The 21,226-nt window shown below is 66.2% G+C and carries 20 protein-coding genes and 3 pseudogenes; 9 read left to right on the forward strand and 14 right to left on the reverse strand.

The annotated features are described in order from the left end of the window. Positions 1–150 precede the first annotated feature (150 nt). Positions 151–273, forward strand: a complete 123-nt coding sequence (locus tag FB384_RS27225; protein WP_267459361.1) for a hypothetical protein — start codon at positions 151–153, stop codon at positions 271–273. A 33-nt stretch (positions 274–306) separates the two neighbouring features. Here FB384_RS27225 and FB384_RS26605 read toward each other — a convergent pair. After that, positions 307–1,485 (reverse strand): annotated as a pseudogene (locus FB384_RS26605) (fumarylacetoacetate hydrolase family protein); the annotation flags it as partial. 44 nt (positions 1,486–1,529) lie between these two features. Here FB384_RS26605 and FB384_RS25790 point away from each other — a divergent pair. Further along, entirely contained in the window at positions 1,530–2,492 is a 963-nt protein-coding gene (locus FB384_RS25790) for an amidohydrolase family protein (RefSeq protein ID WP_183787480.1), read from the forward strand. A gap of 90 nt (positions 2,493–2,582) precedes the next feature. Beyond that, entirely contained in the window at positions 2,583–2,864 is a 282-nt protein-coding gene (locus FB384_RS25795; protein WP_183787455.1) for a hypothetical protein, read from the forward strand. Between the two features lie 353 nt (positions 2,865–3,217). Here FB384_RS25795 and FB384_RS25800 read toward each other — a convergent pair whose 3' ends face one another. Beyond that, entirely contained in the window at positions 3,218–3,790 is a 573-nt protein-coding gene (locus FB384_RS25800) for a helix-turn-helix domain-containing protein (protein WP_183787456.1), read from the reverse strand. Between the two features lie 62 nt (positions 3,791–3,852). On the opposite strand from FB384_RS25800, the gene FB384_RS25805 reads away from it, so the two are divergent. The 3 genes from FB384_RS25805 to FB384_RS25815 all read left to right on the forward strand — a co-directional run bounded on the left by FB384_RS25805 (position 3,853) and on the right by FB384_RS25815 (position 7,053). Next, a complete protein-coding gene (locus FB384_RS25805) occupies positions 3,853–4,758 on the forward strand; it encodes an ornithine cyclodeaminase family protein (protein ID WP_183787457.1) in 906 nt (301 codons plus the stop codon). Further along, entirely contained in the window at positions 4,758–5,885 is a 1,128-nt protein-coding gene (locus FB384_RS25810; protein WP_183787458.1) for an aminotransferase, read from the forward strand. Before FB384_RS25805 ends, FB384_RS25810 begins: the two co-directional genes overlap by 1 nt. A gap of 325 nt (positions 5,886–6,210) precedes the next feature. Continuing rightward, positions 6,211–7,053 carry a PhzF family phenazine biosynthesis protein gene (locus FB384_RS25815; protein ID WP_183787459.1) on the forward strand — a complete coding sequence of 281 codons (843 nt, stop codon included), beginning with the start codon at positions 6,211–6,213 and terminating at the stop codon, positions 7,051–7,053. 1,026 nt (positions 7,054–8,079) lie between these two features. Here FB384_RS25815 and FB384_RS27230 read toward each other — a convergent pair. The 5 genes and pseudogenes from FB384_RS27230 to FB384_RS25825 all read right to left on the reverse strand — a co-directional run bounded on the left by FB384_RS27230 (position 8,080) and on the right by FB384_RS25825 (position 10,030). Beyond that, positions 8,080–8,697 carry an MFS transporter gene (locus FB384_RS27230; protein WP_221213690.1) on the reverse strand — a complete coding sequence of 206 codons (618 nt, stop codon included), beginning with the start codon at positions 8,695–8,697 and terminating at the stop codon, positions 8,080–8,082. A gap of 107 nt (positions 8,698–8,804) precedes the next feature. Continuing rightward, positions 8,805–8,876: pseudogene (locus FB384_RS27585) on the reverse strand (hypothetical protein); the annotation flags it as partial. Between the two features lie 119 nt (positions 8,877–8,995). After that, a pseudogene (locus FB384_RS27590) lies at positions 8,996–9,139 on the reverse strand (hypothetical protein); the annotation flags it as partial. Next, positions 9,070–9,258 carry a hypothetical protein gene (locus tag FB384_RS26620; RefSeq protein ID WP_221213699.1) on the reverse strand — a complete coding sequence of 63 codons (189 nt, stop codon included), beginning with the start codon at positions 9,256–9,258 and terminating at the stop codon, positions 9,070–9,072. The pseudogene FB384_RS27590 and the gene FB384_RS26620, both read right to left, overlap by 70 nt. A gap of 154 nt (positions 9,259–9,412) precedes the next feature. Beyond that, positions 9,413–10,030 carry a lyase family protein gene (locus tag FB384_RS25825; RefSeq protein ID WP_228726707.1) on the reverse strand — a complete coding sequence of 206 codons (618 nt, stop codon included), beginning with the start codon at positions 10,028–10,030 and terminating at the stop codon, positions 9,413–9,415. Between the two features lie 1,238 nt (positions 10,031–11,268). Between FB384_RS25825 and FB384_RS25830 the strand changes: the two genes are divergently transcribed. Continuing rightward, a complete protein-coding gene (locus tag FB384_RS25830) occupies positions 11,269–11,451 on the forward strand; it encodes a hypothetical protein (RefSeq protein WP_183787460.1) in 183 nt (60 codons plus the stop codon). A gap of 178 nt (positions 11,452–11,629) precedes the next feature. Here FB384_RS25830 and FB384_RS25835 read toward each other — a convergent pair whose 3' ends face one another. The 7 genes from FB384_RS25835 to FB384_RS25865 form a co-directional block, all read right to left on the reverse strand. Next, on the reverse strand, positions 11,630–13,021 hold the full coding sequence (locus FB384_RS25835) for a lipase family protein (protein ID WP_183787461.1): 1,392 nt from the start codon (positions 13,019–13,021) through the stop codon (positions 11,630–11,632). A gap of 78 nt (positions 13,022–13,099) precedes the next feature. After that, complete coding sequence (locus FB384_RS25840; protein ID WP_183787462.1) at positions 13,100–14,026, reverse strand: patatin-like phospholipase family protein; 927 nt, start codon at positions 14,024–14,026, stop codon at positions 13,100–13,102. Beyond that, on the reverse strand, positions 14,023–14,931 hold the full coding sequence (locus FB384_RS25845; protein ID WP_183787463.1) for an SDR family oxidoreductase: 909 nt from the start codon (positions 14,929–14,931) through the stop codon (positions 14,023–14,025). The genes FB384_RS25840 and FB384_RS25845 overlap by 4 nt, the downstream gene beginning before the upstream one ends. 19 nt (positions 14,932–14,950) lie before the next feature. Continuing rightward, entirely contained in the window at positions 14,951–16,453 is a 1,503-nt protein-coding gene (locus FB384_RS25850) for a flavin-containing monooxygenase (protein WP_183787464.1), read from the reverse strand. A gap of 25 nt (positions 16,454–16,478) precedes the next feature. Continuing rightward, entirely contained in the window at positions 16,479–18,131 is a 1,653-nt protein-coding gene (locus FB384_RS25855) for an AMP-binding protein (protein ID WP_183787465.1), read from the reverse strand. Further along, positions 18,121–19,104 carry an SDR family NAD(P)-dependent oxidoreductase gene (locus FB384_RS25860; RefSeq protein WP_183787466.1) on the reverse strand — a complete coding sequence of 328 codons (984 nt, stop codon included), beginning with the start codon at positions 19,102–19,104 and terminating at the stop codon, positions 18,121–18,123. The genes FB384_RS25855 and FB384_RS25860 overlap by 11 nt, the downstream gene beginning before the upstream one ends. A 6-nt stretch (positions 19,105–19,110) precedes the next feature. Continuing rightward, the gene (locus tag FB384_RS25865) at positions 19,111–19,791 is read right to left on the reverse strand and encodes a TetR/AcrR family transcriptional regulator (protein WP_183787482.1); all 681 of its coding nucleotides are present in this window, start codon (positions 19,789–19,791) and stop codon (positions 19,111–19,113) included. Positions 19,792–20,468: 677 nt separating this feature from the next. Here FB384_RS25865 and FB384_RS25870 point away from each other — a divergent pair. Continuing rightward, positions 20,469–20,678, forward strand: coding sequence for a hypothetical protein (locus FB384_RS25870; protein ID WP_183787467.1), 210 nt, complete (start codon positions 20,469–20,471; stop codon positions 20,676–20,678). A 176-nt stretch (positions 20,679–20,854) separates the two neighbouring features. Continuing rightward, the gene (locus FB384_RS25875; RefSeq protein WP_183787468.1) at positions 20,855–21,088 is read left to right on the forward strand and encodes a hypothetical protein; all 234 of its coding nucleotides are present in this window, start codon (positions 20,855–20,857) and stop codon (positions 21,086–21,088) included. The last annotated feature ends 138 nt before the right edge of the window (positions 21,089–21,226 follow it).

Genomic DNA, 21,226 nt, shown 5'->3' on the forward strand with positions numbered 1-21,226 from the left:
CCTTCGCGGTCGGACAGACCGCCTTCACCGGTGCATTTAACCTCCTCATGGGCTCTCTGTCCGCTCAGCTGCACGACGCCCTCGCCGCCGCATTGGAGGAGACGTGAAGGAATACCCCCAGTTCTTCACCCGCCTTTGGGGAGCGGCCACATGACCGAGTCGAATACATCCACCTTCATCTTCGAGCTCCCCACCATGTTTGCTGACCCGTTCGCCGGAGTGCTCCTCAGCGGCTTCGGGGCCGGCGACCTCGCCTGGCACCAGAAGTCGTAGAGCAAGTCGACCGCTGCCCGAATTGCGGCTTTCTCAGCCTCGATAGCCGCTAAGGTCGCTGGGCGCCATCGGATTTCGAAGTGCACCAAGACTGCTGACCTCTGTGACGACCTCGTCGCCGGGGCGCAGAAAGACCTGCGGTTCACAGGCGTTGCCGATCCCGCTGGGCGTGCCGGTGAGAACGATGTCGCCTGCGCGCAGGGTCATCCCCCAGCTCAGCTCCGCGATGATCTGTTCGAAGCTGAACGCCACTTGTTGTGTCGATGCCTCCCGCAGCACGACACCGTTGATGGCGCACCGCACCGTGAGGTCGTAGGGATCGACGATCTCGTCGGTGGTGGTGATTCACGGGCCGATCGGCATGGTGCCGTCGATGCTCTTGCCCTTGAGCCATTGGCCACCGTGCCTGCGCTGCAGGTCTCGCTGCGACACATCGTTGGCCACGCACAGTCCGAACACGTGCTCCCACGCGCGTTCCTTGGGGATGGAGCGGCCGGTCTTCCCGATCACCAGAGCGATCTCGTCGTACGGACCGACGACCGTATCTGGTCCCTTGGTGAAAAATCTGGGGTGCTGCGGACGCTCCGTCGGATCCTGTCCCTCGCGCTTGCCCGTGGACTCCTCAAAGTGGTCCCAGTAGTTCCAGCCGGTGCACAGGATGTCCCGGCGGAACCGGCGCAGCGGCGCAGCGGCGCGGTCAAACGCACAGTGGACAGCGGCAGCCGTTCGACATCGGCGAGTTCTCGCTTGAGCGATGCGAGGGCCTGCGCTCCGCCGCGCACAACGTCGTCGAGCGTCGGCGCGGCGCCTGGAAGAACTGCCACAGCGTCGCCCTCCACGACTGCGCCGAGCCGCTCCTTTCCCTCGATGACGACGGTGGCGAGCTTCATCGTTGCTCCCCTCCGGCAGTACGGCGATCGCGTTGATCTCGATGAGGTAATCCTTGTTCACGAACTTGGACACCTCGACCATGGTCGATGCTGGCGCGACGCCAGTGAAGTACTGGGTGCGCACAGCGTGGATGTCGGCGAAGTCCTCCATGTTGCGGACGTAGACGTCCACGCGGGCGATGTCATCGAGCGTTCCACCCGCGGCCTTCACCGCAGCCTGGAGATTCTGGCAGACCTGGTGGGTCTGCTCGGTGATGTTGCCGATACCTGTGACACCGCCCGCGGCGTTGCGAGCGGTCATGCCGGAGATGAAGAGCAGTCGCCCTTCTGTGACGAGCTTCTACGCGACACAGCGGAGGCAGTGTGATGGTGTCGATCGATCTGCACGTTCACCTCGCGCCCAAGTTCGACCCCGACGAGCTCGGAATACCGGGCATCGGACGCGCAGCCGATGGACGGCTGACCGCCAACAGCAGCCCACTGGGCCCGCCCTCACTCTATCGACCCGACGAGGCCGAGACATACCTCGATCGCGCCGGCCTGGACGAGGCCGTGGTATCCGTCCCGCCACCGTTTTTCCGGCAGGGCAGCCCTGGCACGGAACAGTGGGTACAAGCCATCAACGACGGCCTGCTACAAGCCACCGAGAGACACCCCAGGCTGCAGCCCTTGGCATACCTCCCACTCGAAGAGCCCGAATTCGCTGCCAAGGAGTACGAGCGAGTCCGCACAGAGGGCCGATTCGCCGGCGTGTGCGGCCCGGCGGGCGGACGATCGGTTTCCCTGTCCGACACCCGTTTCGAGCCACTATGGACGGAACTTGACGCGGACGCCCGTCTGCTCCTACTGCACCCTGGCACCTCACCCGATGCCCGTCTCGAGGAGTTCTACCTGCACAACTTGCTCGGAAGCCCGGTGGAGACCATCATCGCGACCGCACAACTGGTGTTCGGCGACGTACTTTCCCGCTACCCAGGACTGAGGCTGCTCCTCGTACATTGCGGAGGGTGCGTACCTGCCGTCGCGGGGCGCTGGCAACGCGGCCTCGATACCCGCAGGCCGGGCGTTTCGACCCTGATCGAGCCGCCGCGGCGGGCTTTGAACAGGATCTTCGTCGACTGCCTCGCGCACGATCCGGCGCTGATCGACCACGCCGTCGAAGTGTTCGGCGAAAATCGCGTGGTACTGGGTACCGACTGGCCTTTCGCGATGGGCACCGATGACCCGAGGGGACAACTCGCACATCGCAGCTGTGCATTCGTGGAACAAGTGGCTACGACCAACGCAGCACGCGCACTGGGCACACACAGCGGCGTGCGCGGTCGATAGCCGCCGCGCACGCCGCGTATCAGGAGTGGCACATCTCATATACCGTGGTCTCAGATCAGTTGACCCGAACTACCCACAACGGTGATGACGATGTCCGACCAGCAGATCGAAATCAGCCACAGGACGCGTGCAATCCTTCGCGCCATCTCGCAAGGACGGGTTCAGGTGACGCTCAGCTGCGAGCCCGACGTCTTCATCGACGGCCTGGCATTCAGCGACCAGGCCGCAGCGAGAGCCCTCGTACACGCAGGCCTGCTGCGGGCTTCCCGACCTGGCCGGATTGGCGAACGAGGCCCGGCCACACTCACCGACGCAGGCCTCCGCGTCCTCGACCCTGCGGAACGCCGCGAGCCACAAGACTCGATCGCATGAACCTCAAGACTGATTGCGCCAGGGCCGAGAGTTCGCCACGGGACTTGCCATCGCTCGACACGACGAACTTCCTGCAACGACGGCACGTTTCACGAACATCCGCGGAACGGGTGGTCGGCGCCGTGCGCGGGAGGCACTGACCTCGACCGAGGCGAAGGTGAACCACAGGTCCCGGAAAACGAGACGGGGTTGGCTGTCCGCAGGTTCCAGCCACCCAACCCGGTCTCATCGCGCCGTGCGCGTAGGACCACGTTGTTACACATCATGGCGACGGTGGAATGAGTACCGCCCGCGGCGGTGGGCTGTTGGCGCCCCCTCGCAGCCCACCGCCGGGGTGGTAAGTCGTGAGTACGTCAGGCGCCGGTGACCACGCGCATGAAGACGACCGGTTCGCTGTCATTGTTGCGGTAGGCGTACTGCTGGTCGCTGGCGATGACGGCGCTCTGGCCAGGCGCGAGCACTTGGGTTCCGGTTGCCAGCGCCAGGGTCAGGCGGCCTGTGAGCACGTGGTGGACTTCCTGTGCGCCTGGCCGGTCGGGTTCGGCGTCGTACTGCCCCTCGGGGGCCAGAGTCCAGCGCCACAATTCAGCTCGCGGCGCCTGCGTCGCCCCGAGGAGCAGCGCCTGGCTGCCGTCGGGGGCTTGCCAGACGACAGTCCCTTCGACCTGATCTTCCGCCGCGTCGCGCTCGGGTAGGGCGAGGGCGGCGAAGTCGGTGTCCAGGGCGCGCGCGACGCGGTCGACAGTGGCGAGGCTCGGGTTGGCCTGCCCCAGCTCAATACCGGTGAGCATTCTGCGGCTGATCCCGCTGGCCTCGGCCAGCTGCTGCACGCTCCAGTCGCGCAGCTTGCGGAGCGTTCGGATGCGCCCGCCGATGCGGGTGACGAACTCCGGGGTGCTGCTGCCCGTGGCAACCTCACAGCTCATGGTGCGAACCATAATGCACACATCACTTGCCAAGTCGCATAGTGAGCAATATGTTGCTCACTATGCGAGTGATTGCCAACCCCCGCGTATCCGAGCAGGCCGTGCTGGCCGCACTGCGCGAGGCATTTGGGGATCTTTCCCAAACCGAGCCCACCGGTCCCGGCCAGTTCGTTGTCGACCTGCCCGGCGGCGGTGATGTCATCCACTTCCCGGCCACGCTGCCCAGCGCCAACAGCTACGCGGTCAAGGTCTCTCCGTATCTGCCGCAGCCGGCGGGCCCCGCTGTCGTCACTGCTTGGACGATGTTGGTGAGCCTGTCCACTGGGCAGCCGGTCGCCCTGCTCGACGCGTCGCATCTGACCGTGGAACGCACTGCGGCCACCACCGTGCTCGCCGCCGATTCCCTGCTCCCGTCCGACGCCCGCACCGCGGCCGTCGTGGGCTACGGCCGAATCGGCCGCGCTCATGCCCGCTACCTGCGCCGCCTGCGTCCTGATATGGCCGTGCGCGCCTTTTCCCGGCAGGGCATCGACGAGACAGACGATGGTGTTCAGGTTGTCTCCAGTATCGACGACGCGGTCGCGAGCGCGGACCTGGTGATGTTGTGCACCTCGGCAGCCAACGACGTACTGGACCCCCGTACGTTGCCGGCGTCGGCTGTCGTCACCTCGATCTCCACCAACGCCCCCGGCGCACGTGAGATCCCACCCGCAGCGGTCTCGGAGCTCGACGTGTACGTAGATGCGCGCACCACGCTTCAAGTCGCCACCGAACTGGTAGAAGCCGCCGCATCCGGCTGGGACCGCGCCACGGTCCGCGGCGACCTAGCCGAACTGGTCACCGGCCAGGCACTCCGCCCCAGCGGGCGACGCCCCGTGTACTTCCGGTCCGTGGGACTGGGGATCGAGGACGCGGCTGTCGCATGGGCCGCCTACAACGACAACGCGATCACCGGGGGACAGCACTGATGAAGATCAGTGAGTTTGAAGTTGAGCGCTGGATGGACGCCTGGGAGGGGACCTGCAAGTACAACCTGGCCGAAACGTGTGTCCGCTCGCTCACCGCGGGTGAGCTGCTGGACATGACCGGTCGGCGCGAGGACGTACTCGCCGAACTGGACGCCACCCCGCTCACCTACGGCCCGATTCCGGGAAGCCCGCGGCTGCGCGCTCTGGTCGCCAGCCTGTACGCGAACCAGGAGCCGGACAACATACTGATCACTCACGGAGCGGTCGGCGCGAACGCCCTTGTACACGCCACGCTCGTCGAGCCAGGCGACCACGTCGTAGCGGTGGTGCCCACCTACCAGCAGCACTACTCCATCCCGGACAGCTACGGCGCCCGCGTCGACCACCTGTCCCTGCGCGAAGAGAACGGCTGGCTGCCCGATCTCGACGAGCTCGACCGCTTGGTTACTCCGGATACCAAGCTCATCGCGGTCAACAACCCCAACAATCCCACCGGCGCCCTTATCGACGAAGCCGGACTGACCCGCATCGCCACCATCGCCGACCGTGCCGGAGCGTGGGTGCTCTGCGACGAGGTCTACCGCGGCACAGACCAAGACGGCAACGGCATCACGACCTCGATCGCCGACCTGTACGAGCGCGGTATCTCCACCGGCAGCATGTCCAAGTCCTACGCGTTGGCCGGCCTTCGCCTGGGCTGGATCACCGGTCCCACTGGTCTGCTGGCCGAGGTTTCCACCCACCGTGACTACACCACCATCAGCGTCGGACGTGTTGACGACCTGCTGGCCAGCGTCGCCTTGGAGAACAAGGACGCGATCTTGGCCCGCGCCCACCACATCACTCGCACCAACCTCGCCATCCTGGACCAATGGGTCAGCAGCCGCGACGACATCACCTACGTCCGGCCTGGCTCAGGCACCACCGCACTCCTACGCTACGACGCCCCCATCGACTCGCACGAGTTCTGCATCCGCCTGTTGGAGCAGACTGGCGTCATGTTCACCCCCGGCGCCGCGTTCGGCATCGAGCACACCGTGCGCATCGGCTTCGCCGATGACACCGACACCCTGCGCACCGGCCTGCACCTGACCGGCCAATTCCTCGATCACCTGGCCCGGGCGTAACAAGCCAGCACCACCCGGAGCGGCCCGGCTACCGACAGCGTTCGATCGGTTCTCGGCCGCAAATAAGCACATAAGCCCCGCGGCGGCGAGTCATGTGCAGATGGAGTGTCGTGTGCGGGCTGAGCTCAGCGCGACCGGCCACATGGCGATGCGCAGGACCTCGATCAATGCCTCCGTGATTGTGTCGATGGCGACTTCGTAGCGCAGGAACACTCGTCAGTTTCGTACGCCACGGGCCGTTCGGGGGCTCGCCATGGCTACAGAAGACCGGGTCGGCGCTGTGACCGTCATTGCCCAAATAAGACAGTCTGGGAAGGATTCGCGTATGGATCGTGGGTTTCGTCAAATTGACGTGTTCGGTGTGGACACATGCACGGGTAACCCGGTTGCCGTACTGCTCGATGCCGACGGGCTCGATGATCAGACACTACGCAGGTTTTCGGCATGGTCGAATCTGTCTGAGTGCACGTTCGTGCTGCCGCCGACGGCGCCGGGAGCGGATTATCGTGTGCGCATTTTCAGCCTGAATACCGAGTTGCCCTTCGCGGGGCATCCGACGTTGGGAACGGCGCGGGCCTGGCTGGACACCGGTGGCACCCCGGCAACTCCAGGTGTCGTGATCCAGGAGTGCGGTGCAGGCCTGGTGCCTGTGTGCATCGATGGAGACCGCCTCGCCTTCACCGCGCCCCCGCGTCTGCGATCCGGCCCCGTTGATGCGGACACACTAACTGCGTTGATCGAGATCCTCGGGATCAGCCGCGAGCAAGTGGTCGATGCCGAGTGGCTCGACAATGGGCCGGGTTGGGTGGGGCTCTTCCTCGACAGTGCGCGCACCGTCCTTGATCTGCGCCCCGACGCGTCTGCCCATCAGGGCCGGTGGGACATCGGCGTGATCGGACCCCACAAGCCAGGGTCCGAGACGGCGTTCGAGTTGCGGGCGTTCTTCACCGAAGGCGAGGAACCCCTGCGCGAGGACCCAGTGACGGGAAGCCTCAACGCCGCAGCCGCGGAGTGGCTCATTGCCACCAACCGCGCCACGGCACCCTATACGGCCGCCCAAGGAACAGCGATGGGGCGACGCGGGCGGATCCACATCACCAGCAACGACGACAAGCTGTGGGTCGGAGGACGGGCAGAGGTCGTCCTCTCCGGTGTCGCCGTCCTATAGGTTGTCTCCTGCAATTTCATCCTTCCCAACGAACATAGAACCTCCACCAAACCCAGGATGCTTGTGACTCGTTGGTTGGACTCGGGTCGTTGAGCCCGCAGCCGTAGCGTCCAAGGGTGGCGGTCGGTTGGTTCGTATTCTTCTTGCCGTTGCTAGCTGGTTCTCACTTGGCATGGCGCCGAACGTCGCACGCCCGCGACGTAGCTCAACAAAGGGATGGAAGACCTGAAGTCTGGCTGCCCGTCGCGGGTGGGTCTCCTGACCGGCGACGGAAGGTGGCTCGTGATCACGATCGGGATCGACCTGCACAATGGCCCGCTGACCGCGGTGGCGTTCGGATCTCCCGGCGCGTAGGGCCGATGCGATGGCGCCACCTCCGTGGCACTGGTGCCCGACTGCGTCAAGTCCAGGACGAGAATGACAGCATGGTCCTGCGGCTGCTCTCCGAACGACGGGACGATCTGGCCGAAGCGCAAAGAAGAACCTGGCTGCGGCCGATGCTGGTCTCGGATCGGCCGCTGCGATAGCAGAGGGTTCCACTACTGTCATTCCCGCCTCGAGCAGGCGGTCGGCCAGGCGGCACCATAGGCGAGCCGCCCCGTCGACGAATGGCGCGGCGATAGTGGGCGACGAGGCAGGCACCACCCGGAATCAGGTCGCGCAACAGTGCGTGCAGCCAGGTGACGGCGCGGATGCGCTAACGATGGGCAAGCGAGCGTCGAACGATCAGCACCGGTGGGCGACACGACTGTCTGTTCGGACGCCGTCGGTACCCGGCGAGGGTGGCCAGGACACCGAGACCCGACGTCGAGCTTGGCGACGCATTCAGGCCGGGTACAGCACCGACGAGCGTCTCCCCGGTGAGCCGCGGTCGGGCCGGATCCTCACCCAGAGTTGTTGAAGCCATCGTGCCGACGACGATAACGCGTACGCGCGGCATGTCCATGGTTCTCCTCTTCGAGAGGTTAGATGGGAGTGCAGCGGGGGTCCGACGACACCCGACCCACTCCCGGGTCGTGGCAGGTCTCAGCAGTTTTGATCGGTCTCACCGTCGATCTCACTCAAGGTCTCGGTGCTGGCCTCCGGGGCCCAGGCCCAGCAGACCAGCGCGCCTATTAACAGCACGACGACACAACCTGCGAGTGCGACGTTCATGCCGTACCCGGCGACCACGACCGGAAGTAGGAACGTGCTGGCGGCCGACCCGATCCGGCTGGCGGCCACCGCGATACCGACGCCCGAGGCACGCAGGTCGGTCGGGAACAACTCCGGCGGATAGACGAACTCCAGGTTTACCGCTGCCGCGAGGACAAACGCGAACGCAGTGAAGAACACGACCGCGAGCGTCGGCGAGAGGTCGGCCAGCAGCGTCAGCCCCGCCAGCAGCGCCCCACCGACCAGGAAGGTGCTGATCAGGAAGAACCGCCGGGAGATCCGGTCGATGAGCAGTAGTCCGACGATCGCGCCAGCGAGCAGGAGCACGTTGTAGAGGGCGCCGGCACCCAGCTTGCTGGTGACCCCGAGGGATTCCATGACCTGCGGCGTGAAAGTGCCGAGAGCGAAGAACGGTACGACCTGGCAGACGTAGAACAGCGCGCCGACTGCGGTCCGCTTGCGGTATTTAGGGCCGAACAGCGTCTGCATGCCGCGCCCAGGCGCGGTCTCAACGGGACCGGGGGTTGCACGCCGTCCCCGAGTTGCTTGCGGACGATCGCGGCGGCCTCGTCGTCTCGGCCGTGCCTGGACAGCCACAGTGGAGCCTCAGGCACACCGAGTCGGAGTGTGAGAATGAGCAGTGCGGGGATCGCGCTGACCGCCAACATGTGTCGCCAAGCGTCGTCGCTCGTACCGGAAAGCAAGAAGCCGACCAGGTAGGCGAAGCGTAGCCAGCCGCCCAAGCCACGGCGAGAAGGCTCATCAGCCGGCCTCGGAAGCGGCGCGGCGCGTGCTCGGTGACCAGCGACTTGCTGACGACATAGTCGGCGCCGAGAACCAGGCCAAGCAGCAGACGGAGGATCAGCAGCTGGGTCGGCGTTTCAACGAAGAACTGCGCAGCGAGAGCACCGCGAATATCAGCATATCCCAGGCGAAGATCTGCCGTCGACCGATCCGGTCGGCGATCGGTCCGACGACGGCGGCGCCGAAGAAGAGGCCGGTCAGGGTGGCCGCGCCAAGCAGACTGACCCACAGCGGGGTCAGCCCCAATGCGTTCGTGGCCGAAGCGATGACGATGCCGACGATGAACCCGTCGGAGAACTGGCGCCGGTGCCGGCGATCGTCACCCGGATGTGGAAGCCCGTCACCGGGGCATCCTCGTAAGCTACTGCGGTTGCGCTAGCGGAGTGCTGTTCGGACGTGCTCATGACCGGGTCCCTCCGTTCGCGGCGACGGTGTTGCGCAGGCGGGTGGTGGCTTTCTCGTAACCATCGGTCGCGGACAGCTCGACCCAGTGATCGAGGGCGTCGGCGAGGTTGTGCTCGCGGTGTGCGCCGTCCCACCGCAGCCCGTCGATGCACCTGCGGGCGAACGTCTCCGCGGCAGCGGCGATGTCGTCGAAGATCGTTGTCAGGGCTTCGACGACGACCGGCTCCATCACGTTCAGCTCGAGCTCGCCGTCGGCCACGGCGCAGTCGACGGTTAGCGCCTGTCCACGGACCCGGTAGCTCAACTGCATGACGTATTCGGGGATCACCGGATTGACCTTCGCCGGCATGATCGACGACCCGGCCTGTACGGCCGGGACGGTAAGGTCGCCAAACCCGCCATGCGGGCCGGACGACAGCAACCGGATGTCTACAGCGATCTTGGCCATGGTGATCGCGGCCCTGGAACCGGCCGCGGCAAGCGCGGCGTAGGGGTCCATGTGGGACAAGGCATCGAACCGGTTCTGAACAATGTGATTGTGTCCTTCGAAAAGCGTCCGCAGCGCATTAACCGCCGCACGGCTGGTGCTGTGAGCGTCAGGAACCTTCGGCAACGAACTTCCAGATCTTGGTGCGCAGCGAGCAGACAGATGGTCCGCGGCTGGTTATTGGACGAGGCCGGAGGATAGCGCCTGGTGGTTCGTCCGGTTCGGTACGTCACCCCAGGATGCACAATTGACATCCTGAGTGCGATCGACAACCGGCAGGACCCCGCTGCCCGGCGCGGCACCACACCGACGGCGGACGGTCACCCGCAAGACGACATACGACTTCGCGGCATCTGGAAAGGCCCCGTCCGCTCGGCGACAGTTCACCGCCGTCGAGCCGAGGAGCGTGATCTGTACCCGGCCTCCCGCGGCTGGCAGCCCAAGGAAGCGACGGCGCCGCGGTCGTAGGTGTCCACCAACGCGCTCGAGAACCGCCGCAGGTGCCCGGGACAGTTTGTGCGCACCGACTAAGCGCTTGCGGCTGGCGCTGAGCAGCGCCGACGCTGCGCGTCGAATCCCCTACGTTGCGAGCGCAGTACGGGATCGAGTCCCTTCGTTTTGCCTGGTAGTGGGCCGGGTCGGACTTGAACCGACGGCCAAAGGATTATGAGGCACCCGGCAACCATCGCACAGTGCTCCCACCAGCAGCGATGCTCGCAAGAGATGTCACAGTGGGTGCGAACGAGGCACCATGAGGAACCATTTTCGCACCCAAACTCGCACCCATGAAACGCTCTCGAGCCAGACAATCGGGAACTACTGAGTCAACGTGTTGTTGACGGACCGGACCAGCGCGGTGTGGGACACCGCGAACCCACACCTAAACCTCCTCCAGGCAGCGCTGCGACGAAAGGGCGCTCGTTCAACCTTCTGATCCGTAGTCCGAGCAGGTCTTCTACCGCCAAGTGACCCCGACTGCCTCTCTGGGTCGGAAAGTACAGGTCATACGGCACATCCGCCCAACTTCGATGCCGGCGAATGCCGTCCCGTGTCGGGCTCTATGTCGGCACCGGAGCCCAATCGGAGACCGAGGTCCTGGCGTGACACCTATGTGTCCAGGCGCTGCGCTAATGGACGGATCGCACTGCCAACTACCGAGGGTCCCGGTATCCAGAAACCGCGGATCGCGGGCCGCACCACTACACAGTCATCGCAACCAAAGTGAAAGCCCCGACTGCTCCACATGCGTGGAGAGCGCGCGACGGCGGCGTTCAGCAGCGCCTGCTGGCGCAGATCACCTGCTCGATCGGGTGCATCGGAAGTGCCGAGCGGCCGATCACCCGGTGATGGTTCCCCTGGGCAAGGTGACCAGCTTACTGACGATATGGCTGGGGAGCTGGGGATCGGTGTCCGACGAGGACAGTGTCGCCTCGTACGCGACCGTGCGGCGTGACTTCAACAACGCCGATATCGCGATCTCGGTAGCGACGGCGTGGCGGGAACCGCCGTCGAATGCCTGGCGGTTCGAGAGGCCGGACGAGCGGTAGGGCACTCGACGGCCACATAGCCTGAGAGCTCGTCAGCGCGGCCTCTTGGTTTCCTCCCCGTGGCACCATCCTGCGCACCACCGGGGACGGCAGCCAGCAGCGTCGGTCGAAGAGTACCGCCGCAAGCACCACGAGAACCGTCGCCTACGGCGAAACATCATCATCCGATCCTTCGGCTTCACGGCAGTGCGGAGCAGTTGCTGGGTGCCGGCTTGCCGGCGAGGCGTTGGGCGAGCCAGTCGTGGGCGCTGGCGGTGGCGGCGAGGAATTCCAGGATGTGGCCGGTGCCGGTGCTGGGCAGGAGCGGTGGCAGCCAGGTGGTTTGTTCGAGCTGCACGGTGGCACCGTGCGCGCACCAGTCGGCGGCGAGCTGGCGGACCTGGGGGTATGGCACGACGTCGTCGTTGGTGCTGCCGGCGATCAGTACCGGGGCGTTGGGGGTGAGGCGGCCGATCCGTTGCTGATCGACGACGGCGGTCAGTTCCGGCGAGCTGTCGACGATCTCGGCTGGGGTGCGGCCGCCGGTGGTGAACAAGGTGACCGGACGAAACATGGTGCGGATGACTGTCTCGGCGATACAGGTGTCCGCCACGTCCGCCGCCATCGTCTTGCCTGCCGGATTGAGGGCCGCGTCGATGACCGGCCTGACCTCGGGGTAGTCGGCGGCGAAGCCGTTGAGTGCGTAGCCGAGCAGGCCTGGTGCGGTGCCACCGATCACGCCGGGCACGGCCCCGTTGACCGCTGGGCTGGCCATCGCCGCGCGGAGATCCGCGGGTGGGGCACCGGCGTAGGTGCCACGCACGTCGAGTTCAGGAGCGTAGGAGCGCTGCAGTTCGGCCGCCGCAGCGGCGGCGCCACCACCTTGGGAGTAGCCGAAGATCGCACTGGGGCGGGTGGTTCCGGTCAGCGCCTCCGCGGCGCGGATCGAGTCGAGCACCGCGTGCGCTTCGGCGAGGCGGTTGACATAGTCGTGCATCGCGGGGGTGCCGAGTCCGTGATAGTCGGTCATCACCACGGCCATCCCGCGTGCCAGCAGGGAATAGGCGGTGCTCGTCTCGTAGCTGAACCACCCGTCGAGCGGGGGGTTGTAGTGCACCAGTTCGGCGAACCCTTTCGACGGTGCACATTGGTCGCCTTGCCCCTGCGTGCCGGGAGCCACCGCGATGAGCGGGCGAGGGCCGGGGCCGTTCCAGGGCAGGGTGGGTTCGAGGTAGGTGCCGGTCACTGCGGTGGGAGTGCCGTGGGTGTCGGCGCTGCGGTACATGATCCGCGTCGCGTTTGCCGGGACCTGTCCGTCGACTCCGGGCAAGGCCAGAGCGAGGGGAAAGCGTTCGCTGCGCAAGATCTTCCCGGGCGCTCCTTCAGGCAGCGGGCTGGGCGGCAGGTAGAAATCAGCGTCCGGCGACGAAACCGATGACACCCCGGCGTCCGGTGCCGATGCTGCGGGGCCGGCGGTGCTCAGCGCCGTGGCGATCGCGAGGACTGCGACGCTGAGCACGGCCAGCGTCCGTGGTGTGCGGCCACGGACGCCGTGGTTGCGCCGCAGCGGCGACCTGGTGTCGGTCGACATCTCGTCTCCTTTTGAAGGATTCTTGTTTGAGAATCCGATGTGTGGCGTTCCTGATCAAGGTGAAGTCGAAGGATGGGTTCAGCCGGTATCGGTCGCCAGTGCGGCGGCGACAGTGTCGTGGGCGGTGCGGCTCGAGTGGGTGAACGCCTGGTGCTGCCGCTTGCGGTGCATGAAGTTCGGCGGCAGGTGCGCCAGGTCTGCGATGCCAGGGCAGATCGTGATCACGCGTGTCCCGCGGGCGGTGACTGTAGCGATCTCGGCGGCGAGGATGCCGGTCATCGGCCGGCGCAGACAGCGGTCTTCGAGGAACCCGCCGAGGCCAGGGATGCGGGCTCGGTCCGGTGAGGCCATCGGGGCGATGAGGTAGATCTCGTCGAAGTCGTCGTCGGCGAGCAGGTCGAGCGAGACGGTCGAGGCCGCACCGCCGTCGATGTAGGTGCGGCCGTGCGCGGTGACCGGCGGCATCCAACCCGGGATCGACCAGGACGCCTGCAAGGCGGTCGCCGGTGATACAGCGGGCGCACCGGGAGCGCCGAACGCGACCCGTTCTCCGGAATCGATGTCGAAGGCGACCATTCGAGCGGCAGAGTGGTCGAACCAGTCCCGGCCCGCGGTGAAACCGTCGGCAAGGCGCGCCAGCCAGCTCGGGTCGCCGCGGCCGATCGGAGCGATCCCGGCCAGTGCGGCCAACCCACGCTGCGAGCGCAGCAACCGCGGGTTGAGCGGTCGGGGAAGCGGTAGGGGCGGCAAGCTCGGCGGTGTGTCGGCGTGGTGGGAGCGCAGCCGTGGGTCATCGGCGTTGCCCTGCTGCATCGCCACTAGTTCGTCGACCGCGACGCCACTGGCGAGCATGGTCACCAGTTCGGCGCCTGCAGAGGTTCCCTGCAACAGGTCGGCGGTGCGCGGATCCCACTGGAGTTGTTCGGACAGCGCGCACAAGGCCGCGATGGTCCACGCCCTGCCGATCGTGCCGCCGCAGCCGATTACCAGAGCCCGGGTGGTCATCGAAGGCCGGTCTTGCGGGCTAGCGAGCGCTGGGAGGTGGTCTCGGCGGTGGCGGTGTGTTCGCGGGCATGACGTTCGATGCGGTCGAGGTAGGCACGTCGGCCCTCGGGGTCGATCCCGTTCAGTGCACGCCGGTCGTCGACGAGGCGGCGTAGGGCGTTCTCGATGAATCGGGGAACCAGTGCCCGCACGAGTGACCAGCCGGGCGCTACCCAGCCTGGGACCGAGACCTGTTCGGGCCTGCGCCGCACGCTGTCGACGACGGCACGCGCGACGTCTTCGGGATCGACCGTCGGCATGCCCTTGCCCAGGGCCGCGCCCGAGGACAGTTCCGTGCGCACTGCCGAGGGCAGCACTGCGGTCACGGTGACACCGGTGCCCGCGTACTCGTGGCGCGCGGCCAGCGACAGCCCCAGCGCGGCGAACTTGGAGCCGTTGTAGGTGACCATGCCCGGAATCGGGATCATCCCGGCCATCGACGCCACATTGATAATGTGGCCGCGCCCTGCTTCGGTCATGCTGGGCAGCACCGCGCGCATTCCGTTGATGACACCGCGCACGTTGACGTCGAGGATGAGATCGGTGGTGGATTGGGTTTCCTCGATGAAGCCGCCGAGCGGCATGACCCCGGCGTTGTTGACCAGGATGTCGATTCGGCCTTCCTCCTCGATGACTTCGGCGAGGAATTCGCGCCAGGATTCGGCGCTGGTCACGTCCAGGCGTGCGCTGCGGCAGTGCGGGATCGAGGCTGCGGTGGCGCAGGCGATATCGGTGTCGATGTCGCCGATCCACAGGTGCGCACCGCGCGCGCTGAACGCTTGCGCGGTGGCGGCGCCGATTCCGCGGCCGCCTCCGGTGATGATGACGACGACGCCGGTGAGATCGATTCGGGGTTTGCTGGACATGTGTGTCCTCATTCTGGATTCAGCGGGTCGATGATTCGGCGGAGTCGCGCGCGGGTGCGTTTCGGTTGATCAGGAAGTCGTGGTCGTCGGGTTCGGTGAGCATCGCGGTCATCGTCTTGCGGTCGAAGGGCCACAGGTCGATGGTGTTCTGCTCGGTGAAGTACCAGGAGTTGCAGCCGGTGTTCCACACGGTCGGGCCCATCGCCTCGGCTACCGCGTCGTTGAACCGGGTGGTGGCATCCTCGGTGACCTCGACGGTGTCGAACTCACCGGCCCGGAAACGCTCGAGCCAGCGGGTGATGTAGCGGGAGGTGAGTTCGGCGGAGTACTGCAGCGAGATCGACCCGGTCGGCGAATTCGGCCCGAGCACCGTGAACAGGTTCGGGAAACCGGGGATCGCGGACATGCGGTAGGCGCGTGGGCCTTTCTCCCACGCCTGATCGATGGTGAGCCCGTCGCGGCCACGTAGGTTCATCGGGCGCATGTAGTTGTGCGGGTGGAACCCGGTCGCGAAGACGATCAGGTCGATCTCGTGCTCACGCCCGTCGACGGTGCGGATACCGGCCGGGGTGATCTCGGTGATCCCTTCGGTGACCAGTTCCGCGTTGGCTGCCTGGATGGCCTGGTAGTAGGTGCCCGAGATGACCTGCCGCTTGCACAGTGGCTGATAGTCGGGGGTCAGTGTTTCGCGCAGCTTCCGGTCGCGGACCTGCGCGCGCAACGACCAGCGCGCGAATCGCTGGACCAGTCCGCGCCGCCAGGTCGGACGCAGGACGACGTCGGCGAGAATCCCCGACGCCCACAGCGACAGGCCGTAGACCCGATCGCGCAGAGCCGGGCACGCCAAGAGCACCTTGGTCACCAGCGAGGACTGTCGCAATCCCATCGGCGCCCACAGCACCCACTGCGGAGTGCGGGCGAACTGGGTCAGTGTCGCCGCGTCCGGCTGTAGTGCCGACACGATCTGCACGCCGGTCGAGCCGGAGCCGATCACCGCGATCCGCTTGCCCTCGGTGACAATCGAGTCGTTCCAGCGCGCGGTGTGAACCGTGGCGCCGGCAAATTCGTCCAGCCCCGGGATGTCGGGGGTGAACGGATGGTGCAGTACGCCGGTCGCGGCGATGACGAAGTCCGCGCGGTGTCGGGTGCCATCGGCGACGGTGACGTCCCAGCGGTTCCCGTCGAATACCGCGTCGGTGACCTCGCTGTCCAGGCGCAAGTGCTCGCGTAACCCGAACTTCTCGACAACGTCGGCGTGATAACGCTGGATTTCGGCTCCGGTGGCCCAGATCCGGCTCCAGTCCGCCTTCGGGGCGAACCCGAACTGGTACACCTGCGAGGGCACATCGCAAGTCAGTCCCGGATAGCGATTCCAGAACCACACCCCACCGACGTCAGAGCCTTTCTCCAGGATAACGAAATCCTCGAACCCGGCCTTCTTGAAGGTCACCGCGGCGGCGATTCCGGCGACGCCGGCACCGATGATGATGATCGAGGGCTCGCGATATGGCTTCGCAGTCATGGCCCGGCCTTTCCGAAGTGCTCGATCAGGACGTGGTCGGGGCGTGCAGTTTCGCCCGCAGAACCTTGCCGCTTGCGTTGCGCGGAATCTCGTCGACCACGATGAACCGTTTGGGAACCTTGTAGCGTTCGAGCCCTTGGCGCACATGCTGCTTGAGGGCGTCATCGGCCGGGGTCGCGGCCCCGGAACCGAGCACGATGAACGCGTTGAGGACCTGACCGAACTCGGCGTCCGCGACGCCGATCACGACGGCGTCCGTGATATCGGGGTGCGCGATGAGACGGTATTCGACCTCGCCGGGGAAGACGTTCTCTCCGCCGGAGACGATCATGTCGTCGGCACGACCATCGATGAACAGATGGCCTTCGGCGTCGAAGTGCCCCAGGTCCCCGGTGCTGACGTGGCCGTCGAGGATCTCCTTTGACGACACCGTTGCGGCGGCGTCGGGGGTGTAGCCGGCGTACTCCAGTCCACTGCGGACGAAGATCTCACCGATCTCGCCGGTGGCTGCCTCGGTTCGGTCTGCGCGCAGGATTCGCACCGACACCCCGAGCAAGGTCCGGCCGATCGTGTCGGGTGCGGCGAGGAGGTCCTGGGGCGTGGCGATAGTGACGAGACCGGCCTCGGTCGAGCCGTAGCCGTTGACCAGAATCGGCCCGAATTCGTCGATCAGCGCCGACACCGTTGCCGGTGCGATCGGTGCGGCGCCGGTGACCATGATCCGCAGCGCTGAACGCGCCGACGCGTTGTCGGTTAGACCGGGCACGGCCAACATTCGCTGCAACATGACCGGCACGGCCATCACCACCGTGACCCGGTAGCGGGCGATATCGTCCAGCGCGGTCTGCGCGTCGAATCGGCGGCGGCAGATCGCGGTCGCGCCCAAGGCCAGCGGGCCGAGTAGAGCGAGCAGTCCGAAACCGTGGAACATCGGCGGTGCGACCAAGACCCGGTCCGTCGTGCGTAGTCGCACGATCGCCATCGCCGTCACGGCCAACAGCACGATCGCAGTGGGCTTGACCGCGCGCGGCACCCCCTTGGCCAATCCCGTGGTTCCCGAGGTCAGCAAGGTCAGCTTGACCGTGCCACGCACCCGCGGCGGTGCCGGACCACTGCGCGCGGCGAGGTCGTCGAGGCTGGGCAGCGCAGAGGTTTCGGCGCTGGGTTCACGCCAGGCCGGCACCCGCAACCCCAGATAGTAGGCGTCCTCGACGGCGGCAGCGTACTCGTCGTCGTAGATCAGCACGTCGGGCTGGTGCCTGGCCAGGATCGCGTGCAACTGCGCCGGTGGGAGTTCGGTGTTGATGAAGATCAATTCCGCACCGAGTTGTGCGCCCGCGGCCAGCGCCTCGGCGAACCCGCGATGGTTGCGGCAGAGGATGCCCACGGATCTAGGGGGCGTCGCCGTGGCCGCGAACAGCGCGGCCGCGATCGCTTCGGCACGCCCTTGCAGCTGCCGGTAGGTCAGCTCCCCGGCGTCGTCGATGATCGCGACCTTGTCCGGGTGGCGGATCGCCGTCGCCGCCAGCAACATCGCCGGGGTCGGCCCGTATCGGTAGAAGCCGCGGGCCAGGGCCGCCGCCTTGCGCGGGCCGACCGGTGCGAGCATTCCCGACTTCGCGATCGCGGGCAGTGCCGAACCCAACTGCCGGAGGCCGTGTCGAAGATCAGCGCGCACCGCTAGCCACCTCCGCCTGGTCGCCGACGGACGCAACCGGTGGCGAAACGGCGGCGGGTCGCAGCCGCGACAGCGAGGCCTGAGTATCACCGAGATTGCGGAAGATCCGTTCCACCAGCACTTCGAGCGGCAGCCGCAGCAGCGTGACCAGGATCGCCGACGGGAAGCCGTAGAGCGGGGTCATCGTGCGCGGCTTGTTCACCACGGCTTTGGCCAGCACTTTGGCCGCGTCCTGCGAAGTCTGCCCCGGCAGCACCCGCATCCAGCGGCTGGGTGCGCTCATCCTGGTGTGCAGCAGGCCGCCGTAGAAGGTGGTCAAGGTGACGCCGTCGGCACGGGCTTCGGCGCCTACCGCTCGCATCCACCAGTCGAAGGCCAGCTTCGACGACAGGTAGAAACCCCACTTCGGCGCGACGGGGAACATGATGCCGACCGTCGAGACGTTGACGATATGGCCACTGCCGCGCTCGCGCATACCGGGCAGCAGTGCCAGGGTCAGCCGCATCGGCCCCAGGTAGTTCGCGCCGGTGGTGGCGGTGATGTCCTTGGGCCGGTCGTAGGACAGGTGGATCGAGCGCCGCAGCGACTTGCCCGCGTTGTGAATCAGTACGTCGAGGCCACCGAAGTCACACAGAACCGCATCGGCGAATTCGCGCACCGAATCCTCGCTTGTCAGGTCGAGCGGATACGAATAGGCCTCACCACCGGCGGCGGCGATCTCGTCGGAAACCTCCCTCAACCGATCGACCGACCGCGCGGCGAGGACAACCCGTGCACCGGCACCGGCAAACCATTTCGCCGTCGCCTCGCCGAGACCGAAGGACGCTCCGGTGATCACGACGACTTTGCCCTGTATCTCGCGGCGCAGAGTGGCCTGATCGCGCAATCCCCGCGGCCCGATCAGCCAAGCCAGCGCCCGCGCGACCGGGGTGCCGACGATACGCGAAGGACCGGTGGGCAGAATTGCAGACATCAGTGATCACTCCGGTGTTTCGGCTCGATGGAAAACGCCAGGGGAACCCGCAAACAGGCCAAAGCCGTGCGCCTCCGAGAGCGCGGCATCGGTGGCTCGCTGGGTAAGTTCGATATCGGGGTCGACCCGCAACGCGCTCATCGCGGCACCGAAGAAGTTGCCCATGATCAGATCCTTGACCTGGACACGAGTGATCTCGCCGGTGTGCAGCCAATGCAACACTAACCCCTCGACGAAAGACAGGAACCCGCTGATCGCCGCGCGCAGTACCGCCGACGAACTCGAACCGGTCATCTCGACGGCCAATGCATCGGCCAGCCGACCCCGATGCCGCTCACGAATCTGGCGGACCTCGGCATCGGCGACATCAGCGATCAGCGCCTCGAACGACGCCGGCTGCTGCACCGCCTCATCGAGCAACCTGTCGACACCGCGACTCAACCGGTCCAGTGCGGGACCGCGCATCGCCAGCAGATCGCCCCAGAACTCGTCTGCCGCAGCCTCGAGCACGGCCAAGTAGAAGCCCCGCTTGCCACCGAAGTGGTAGCTGATCGAGCCGGCCGCCACGCCGAGCTCGCGCGCCAAGTCCACGATCGAGACCTCTTCGTACCGACGGCTGCTGAACGCGGTCTTGCCCGCGGCCAGCAGCGCGGAACGAGACGCCTCACCACGCCGATTGACGACCATCACCACTCCAAGTCTTGAATCAGATTCAGTAACTTGAAGCTAGGTTCCGGCACCCTGCCCCGTCAAGGGATGTCTTGAATTTGATTCAATTTTCTGGAGTCCGTTTCCAACGTGCCGAACATGGCGGCATAGCGGCGTGATCAGCGCGTCCTTGACCGCCTCGGCAGTGCACGTACTCGCCGCACAGCGCTGATCGCACCGGCAAGCACGCCCCGGGTGGCCGTTCTCCGGCGTCGATCCGGCGCCTGATGTCTTCGGCGACCCGATCAGCCAGCCGGTCAGTTGTCGATGTCCAACCTGTGCTGCCGGTGTCGTCGGGCTCGGGTGTGGGGTGGGCCGCGAAGTCGAGGCGAGCACCCAGTACGACGACCCGGCGCAGCAGTGCATCCCACACGCATGGCGTTTCTGCCGCTCGTCGCCATCGCTGCCATCGTCACCTCGTGTTGCAACAGCGAGGGCGGTACTCCGGATGCTGCCGGCGGACCGAGCAGGCCGGCCGCGTCGTCCGAAGCCTCTACCCCAAGGCAGACGCCGCGCAGTTCGGCCCAGCCGAGAAGCGAAAGCGGAAGCAAGTCGGCACAGCCGATACATGCCGGTGGGAACCCGATCACAGTTGCGGTTCGATCGCGCGTGCGACCCTTAGCATTGCCATCCGGGAGTACGCTGGCGTTCAGGACATGCCCGACAGAGGTATGGGTGTGCAGCACAGGACCGAGAATGGGCGCGATTACGTGCAGTCACCCAGCCCCACCGGTTGCACAGTCGCCATCGGCGGCACGGATACCGCCCGCGTCGATGTACTGATCATCCAGTCCGACATCGACAAGGCGCGCAAGATGGCCAACACGCTGGTGGAGGTCGTCGAGCCGAAGGTTCCGCAGCGGTAGCCGTGCCGGAAATACTGGCCGAGATCGACGTAACTCTCGGGTGCCAGCAATGCGGGCAGTCGCTCGAGTCGTCGGTCGACGCCGACTTCTGTTCATAAGCGTGTCAACGCACCTGGCGCGCCGCCCGCGTCGGCGCAACGCCGAATCTGCCGTTCACGTTGGATACCGACGCGGTGATGGGCTCTGAGGAACTCAACGCTCTGGTCGAGTCGTTGCGGAAACATCTCGGTGTCGGCGCCGTGGACGTCGGCGTCGCAGCCAGCGAAGGAATCCAGCGTGGTCTCGCCGAGATCCGGCAGATGTCCGAACCAGGCGTGCACGAGGCCGTCGAGAACATCATGGACGCCGTCGTGCGGATCAGGGCCATCTGCGACCACGCCTGGGAAGCAGGTGCGCTGCCGACGCAGTAGCGCACCTGCGGGCCCTTGGCAGCTCGCCGAGCGGTCGACGGTCTAGGTGTGCTGTTCGGGCTCGTTGGTGACGGCTCGGCACGGGTTTGATGATCTTGATATGGGTGAGGGCCTCCGGGTTCGGTGTGGATCACCACG

Source organism: Prauserella sediminis, assembly GCF_014195435.1.
GTDB lineage: Bacteria > Actinomycetota > Actinomycetes > Mycobacteriales > Pseudonocardiaceae > Prauserella > Prauserella salsuginis.

Excerpts from the sequence above, each read along its gene's own strand:
- FB384_RS25875 (WP_183787468.1), top strand. The coding sequence starts at position 20,855 with ATGGGCTCTGAGGAACTCAACGCTCTGGTCGAGTCGTTGCGGAAACAT.
- FB384_RS25870 (WP_183787467.1), top strand. The coding sequence starts at position 20,469 with ATGCCCGACAGAGGTATGGGTGTGCAGCACAGGACCGAGAATGGGCGC.
- FB384_RS25840 (WP_183787462.1), bottom strand. The coding sequence starts at position 14,026 with ATGACCACCCGGGCTCTGGTAATCGGCTGCGGCGGCACGATCGGCAGG.
- FB384_RS25865 (WP_183787482.1), bottom strand. The coding sequence starts at position 19,791 with ATGGTCGTCAATCGGCGTGGTGAGGCGTCTCGTTCCGCGCTGCTGGCC.
- FB384_RS27230 (WP_221213690.1), bottom strand. The coding sequence starts at position 8,697 with ATGCAGACGCTGTTCGGCCCTAAATACCGCAAGCGGACCGCAGTCGGC.
- FB384_RS25795 (WP_183787455.1), top strand. The coding sequence starts at position 2,583 with ATGTCCGACCAGCAGATCGAAATCAGCCACAGGACGCGTGCAATCCTT.
- FB384_RS25810 (WP_183787458.1), top strand. The coding sequence starts at position 4,758 with ATGAAGATCAGTGAGTTTGAAGTTGAGCGCTGGATGGACGCCTGGGAG.
- FB384_RS25835 (WP_183787461.1), bottom strand. The coding sequence starts at position 13,021 with ATGTCGACCGACACCAGGTCGCCGCTGCGGCGCAACCACGGCGTCCGT.
- FB384_RS25800 (WP_183787456.1), bottom strand. The coding sequence starts at position 3,790 with ATGAGCTGTGAGGTTGCCACGGGCAGCAGCACCCCGGAGTTCGTCACC.
- FB384_RS27225 (WP_267459361.1), top strand. The coding sequence starts at position 151 with ATGACCGAGTCGAATACATCCACCTTCATCTTCGAGCTCCCCACCATG.
- FB384_RS25815 (WP_183787459.1), top strand. The coding sequence starts at position 6,211 with ATGGATCGTGGGTTTCGTCAAATTGACGTGTTCGGTGTGGACACATGC.
- FB384_RS25845 (WP_183787463.1), bottom strand. The coding sequence starts at position 14,931 with ATGTCCAGCAAACCCCGAATCGATCTCACCGGCGTCGTCGTCATCATC.
- FB384_RS25805 (WP_183787457.1), top strand. The coding sequence starts at position 3,853 with ATGCGAGTGATTGCCAACCCCCGCGTATCCGAGCAGGCCGTGCTGGCC.
- FB384_RS25860 (WP_183787466.1), bottom strand. The coding sequence starts at position 19,104 with ATGTCTGCAATTCTGCCCACCGGTCCTTCGCGTATCGTCGGCACCCCG.
- FB384_RS25850 (WP_183787464.1), bottom strand. The coding sequence starts at position 16,453 with ATGACTGCGAAGCCATATCGCGAGCCCTCGATCATCATCATCGGTGCC.
- FB384_RS25790 (WP_183787480.1), top strand. The coding sequence starts at position 1,530 with ATGGTGTCGATCGATCTGCACGTTCACCTCGCGCCCAAGTTCGACCCC.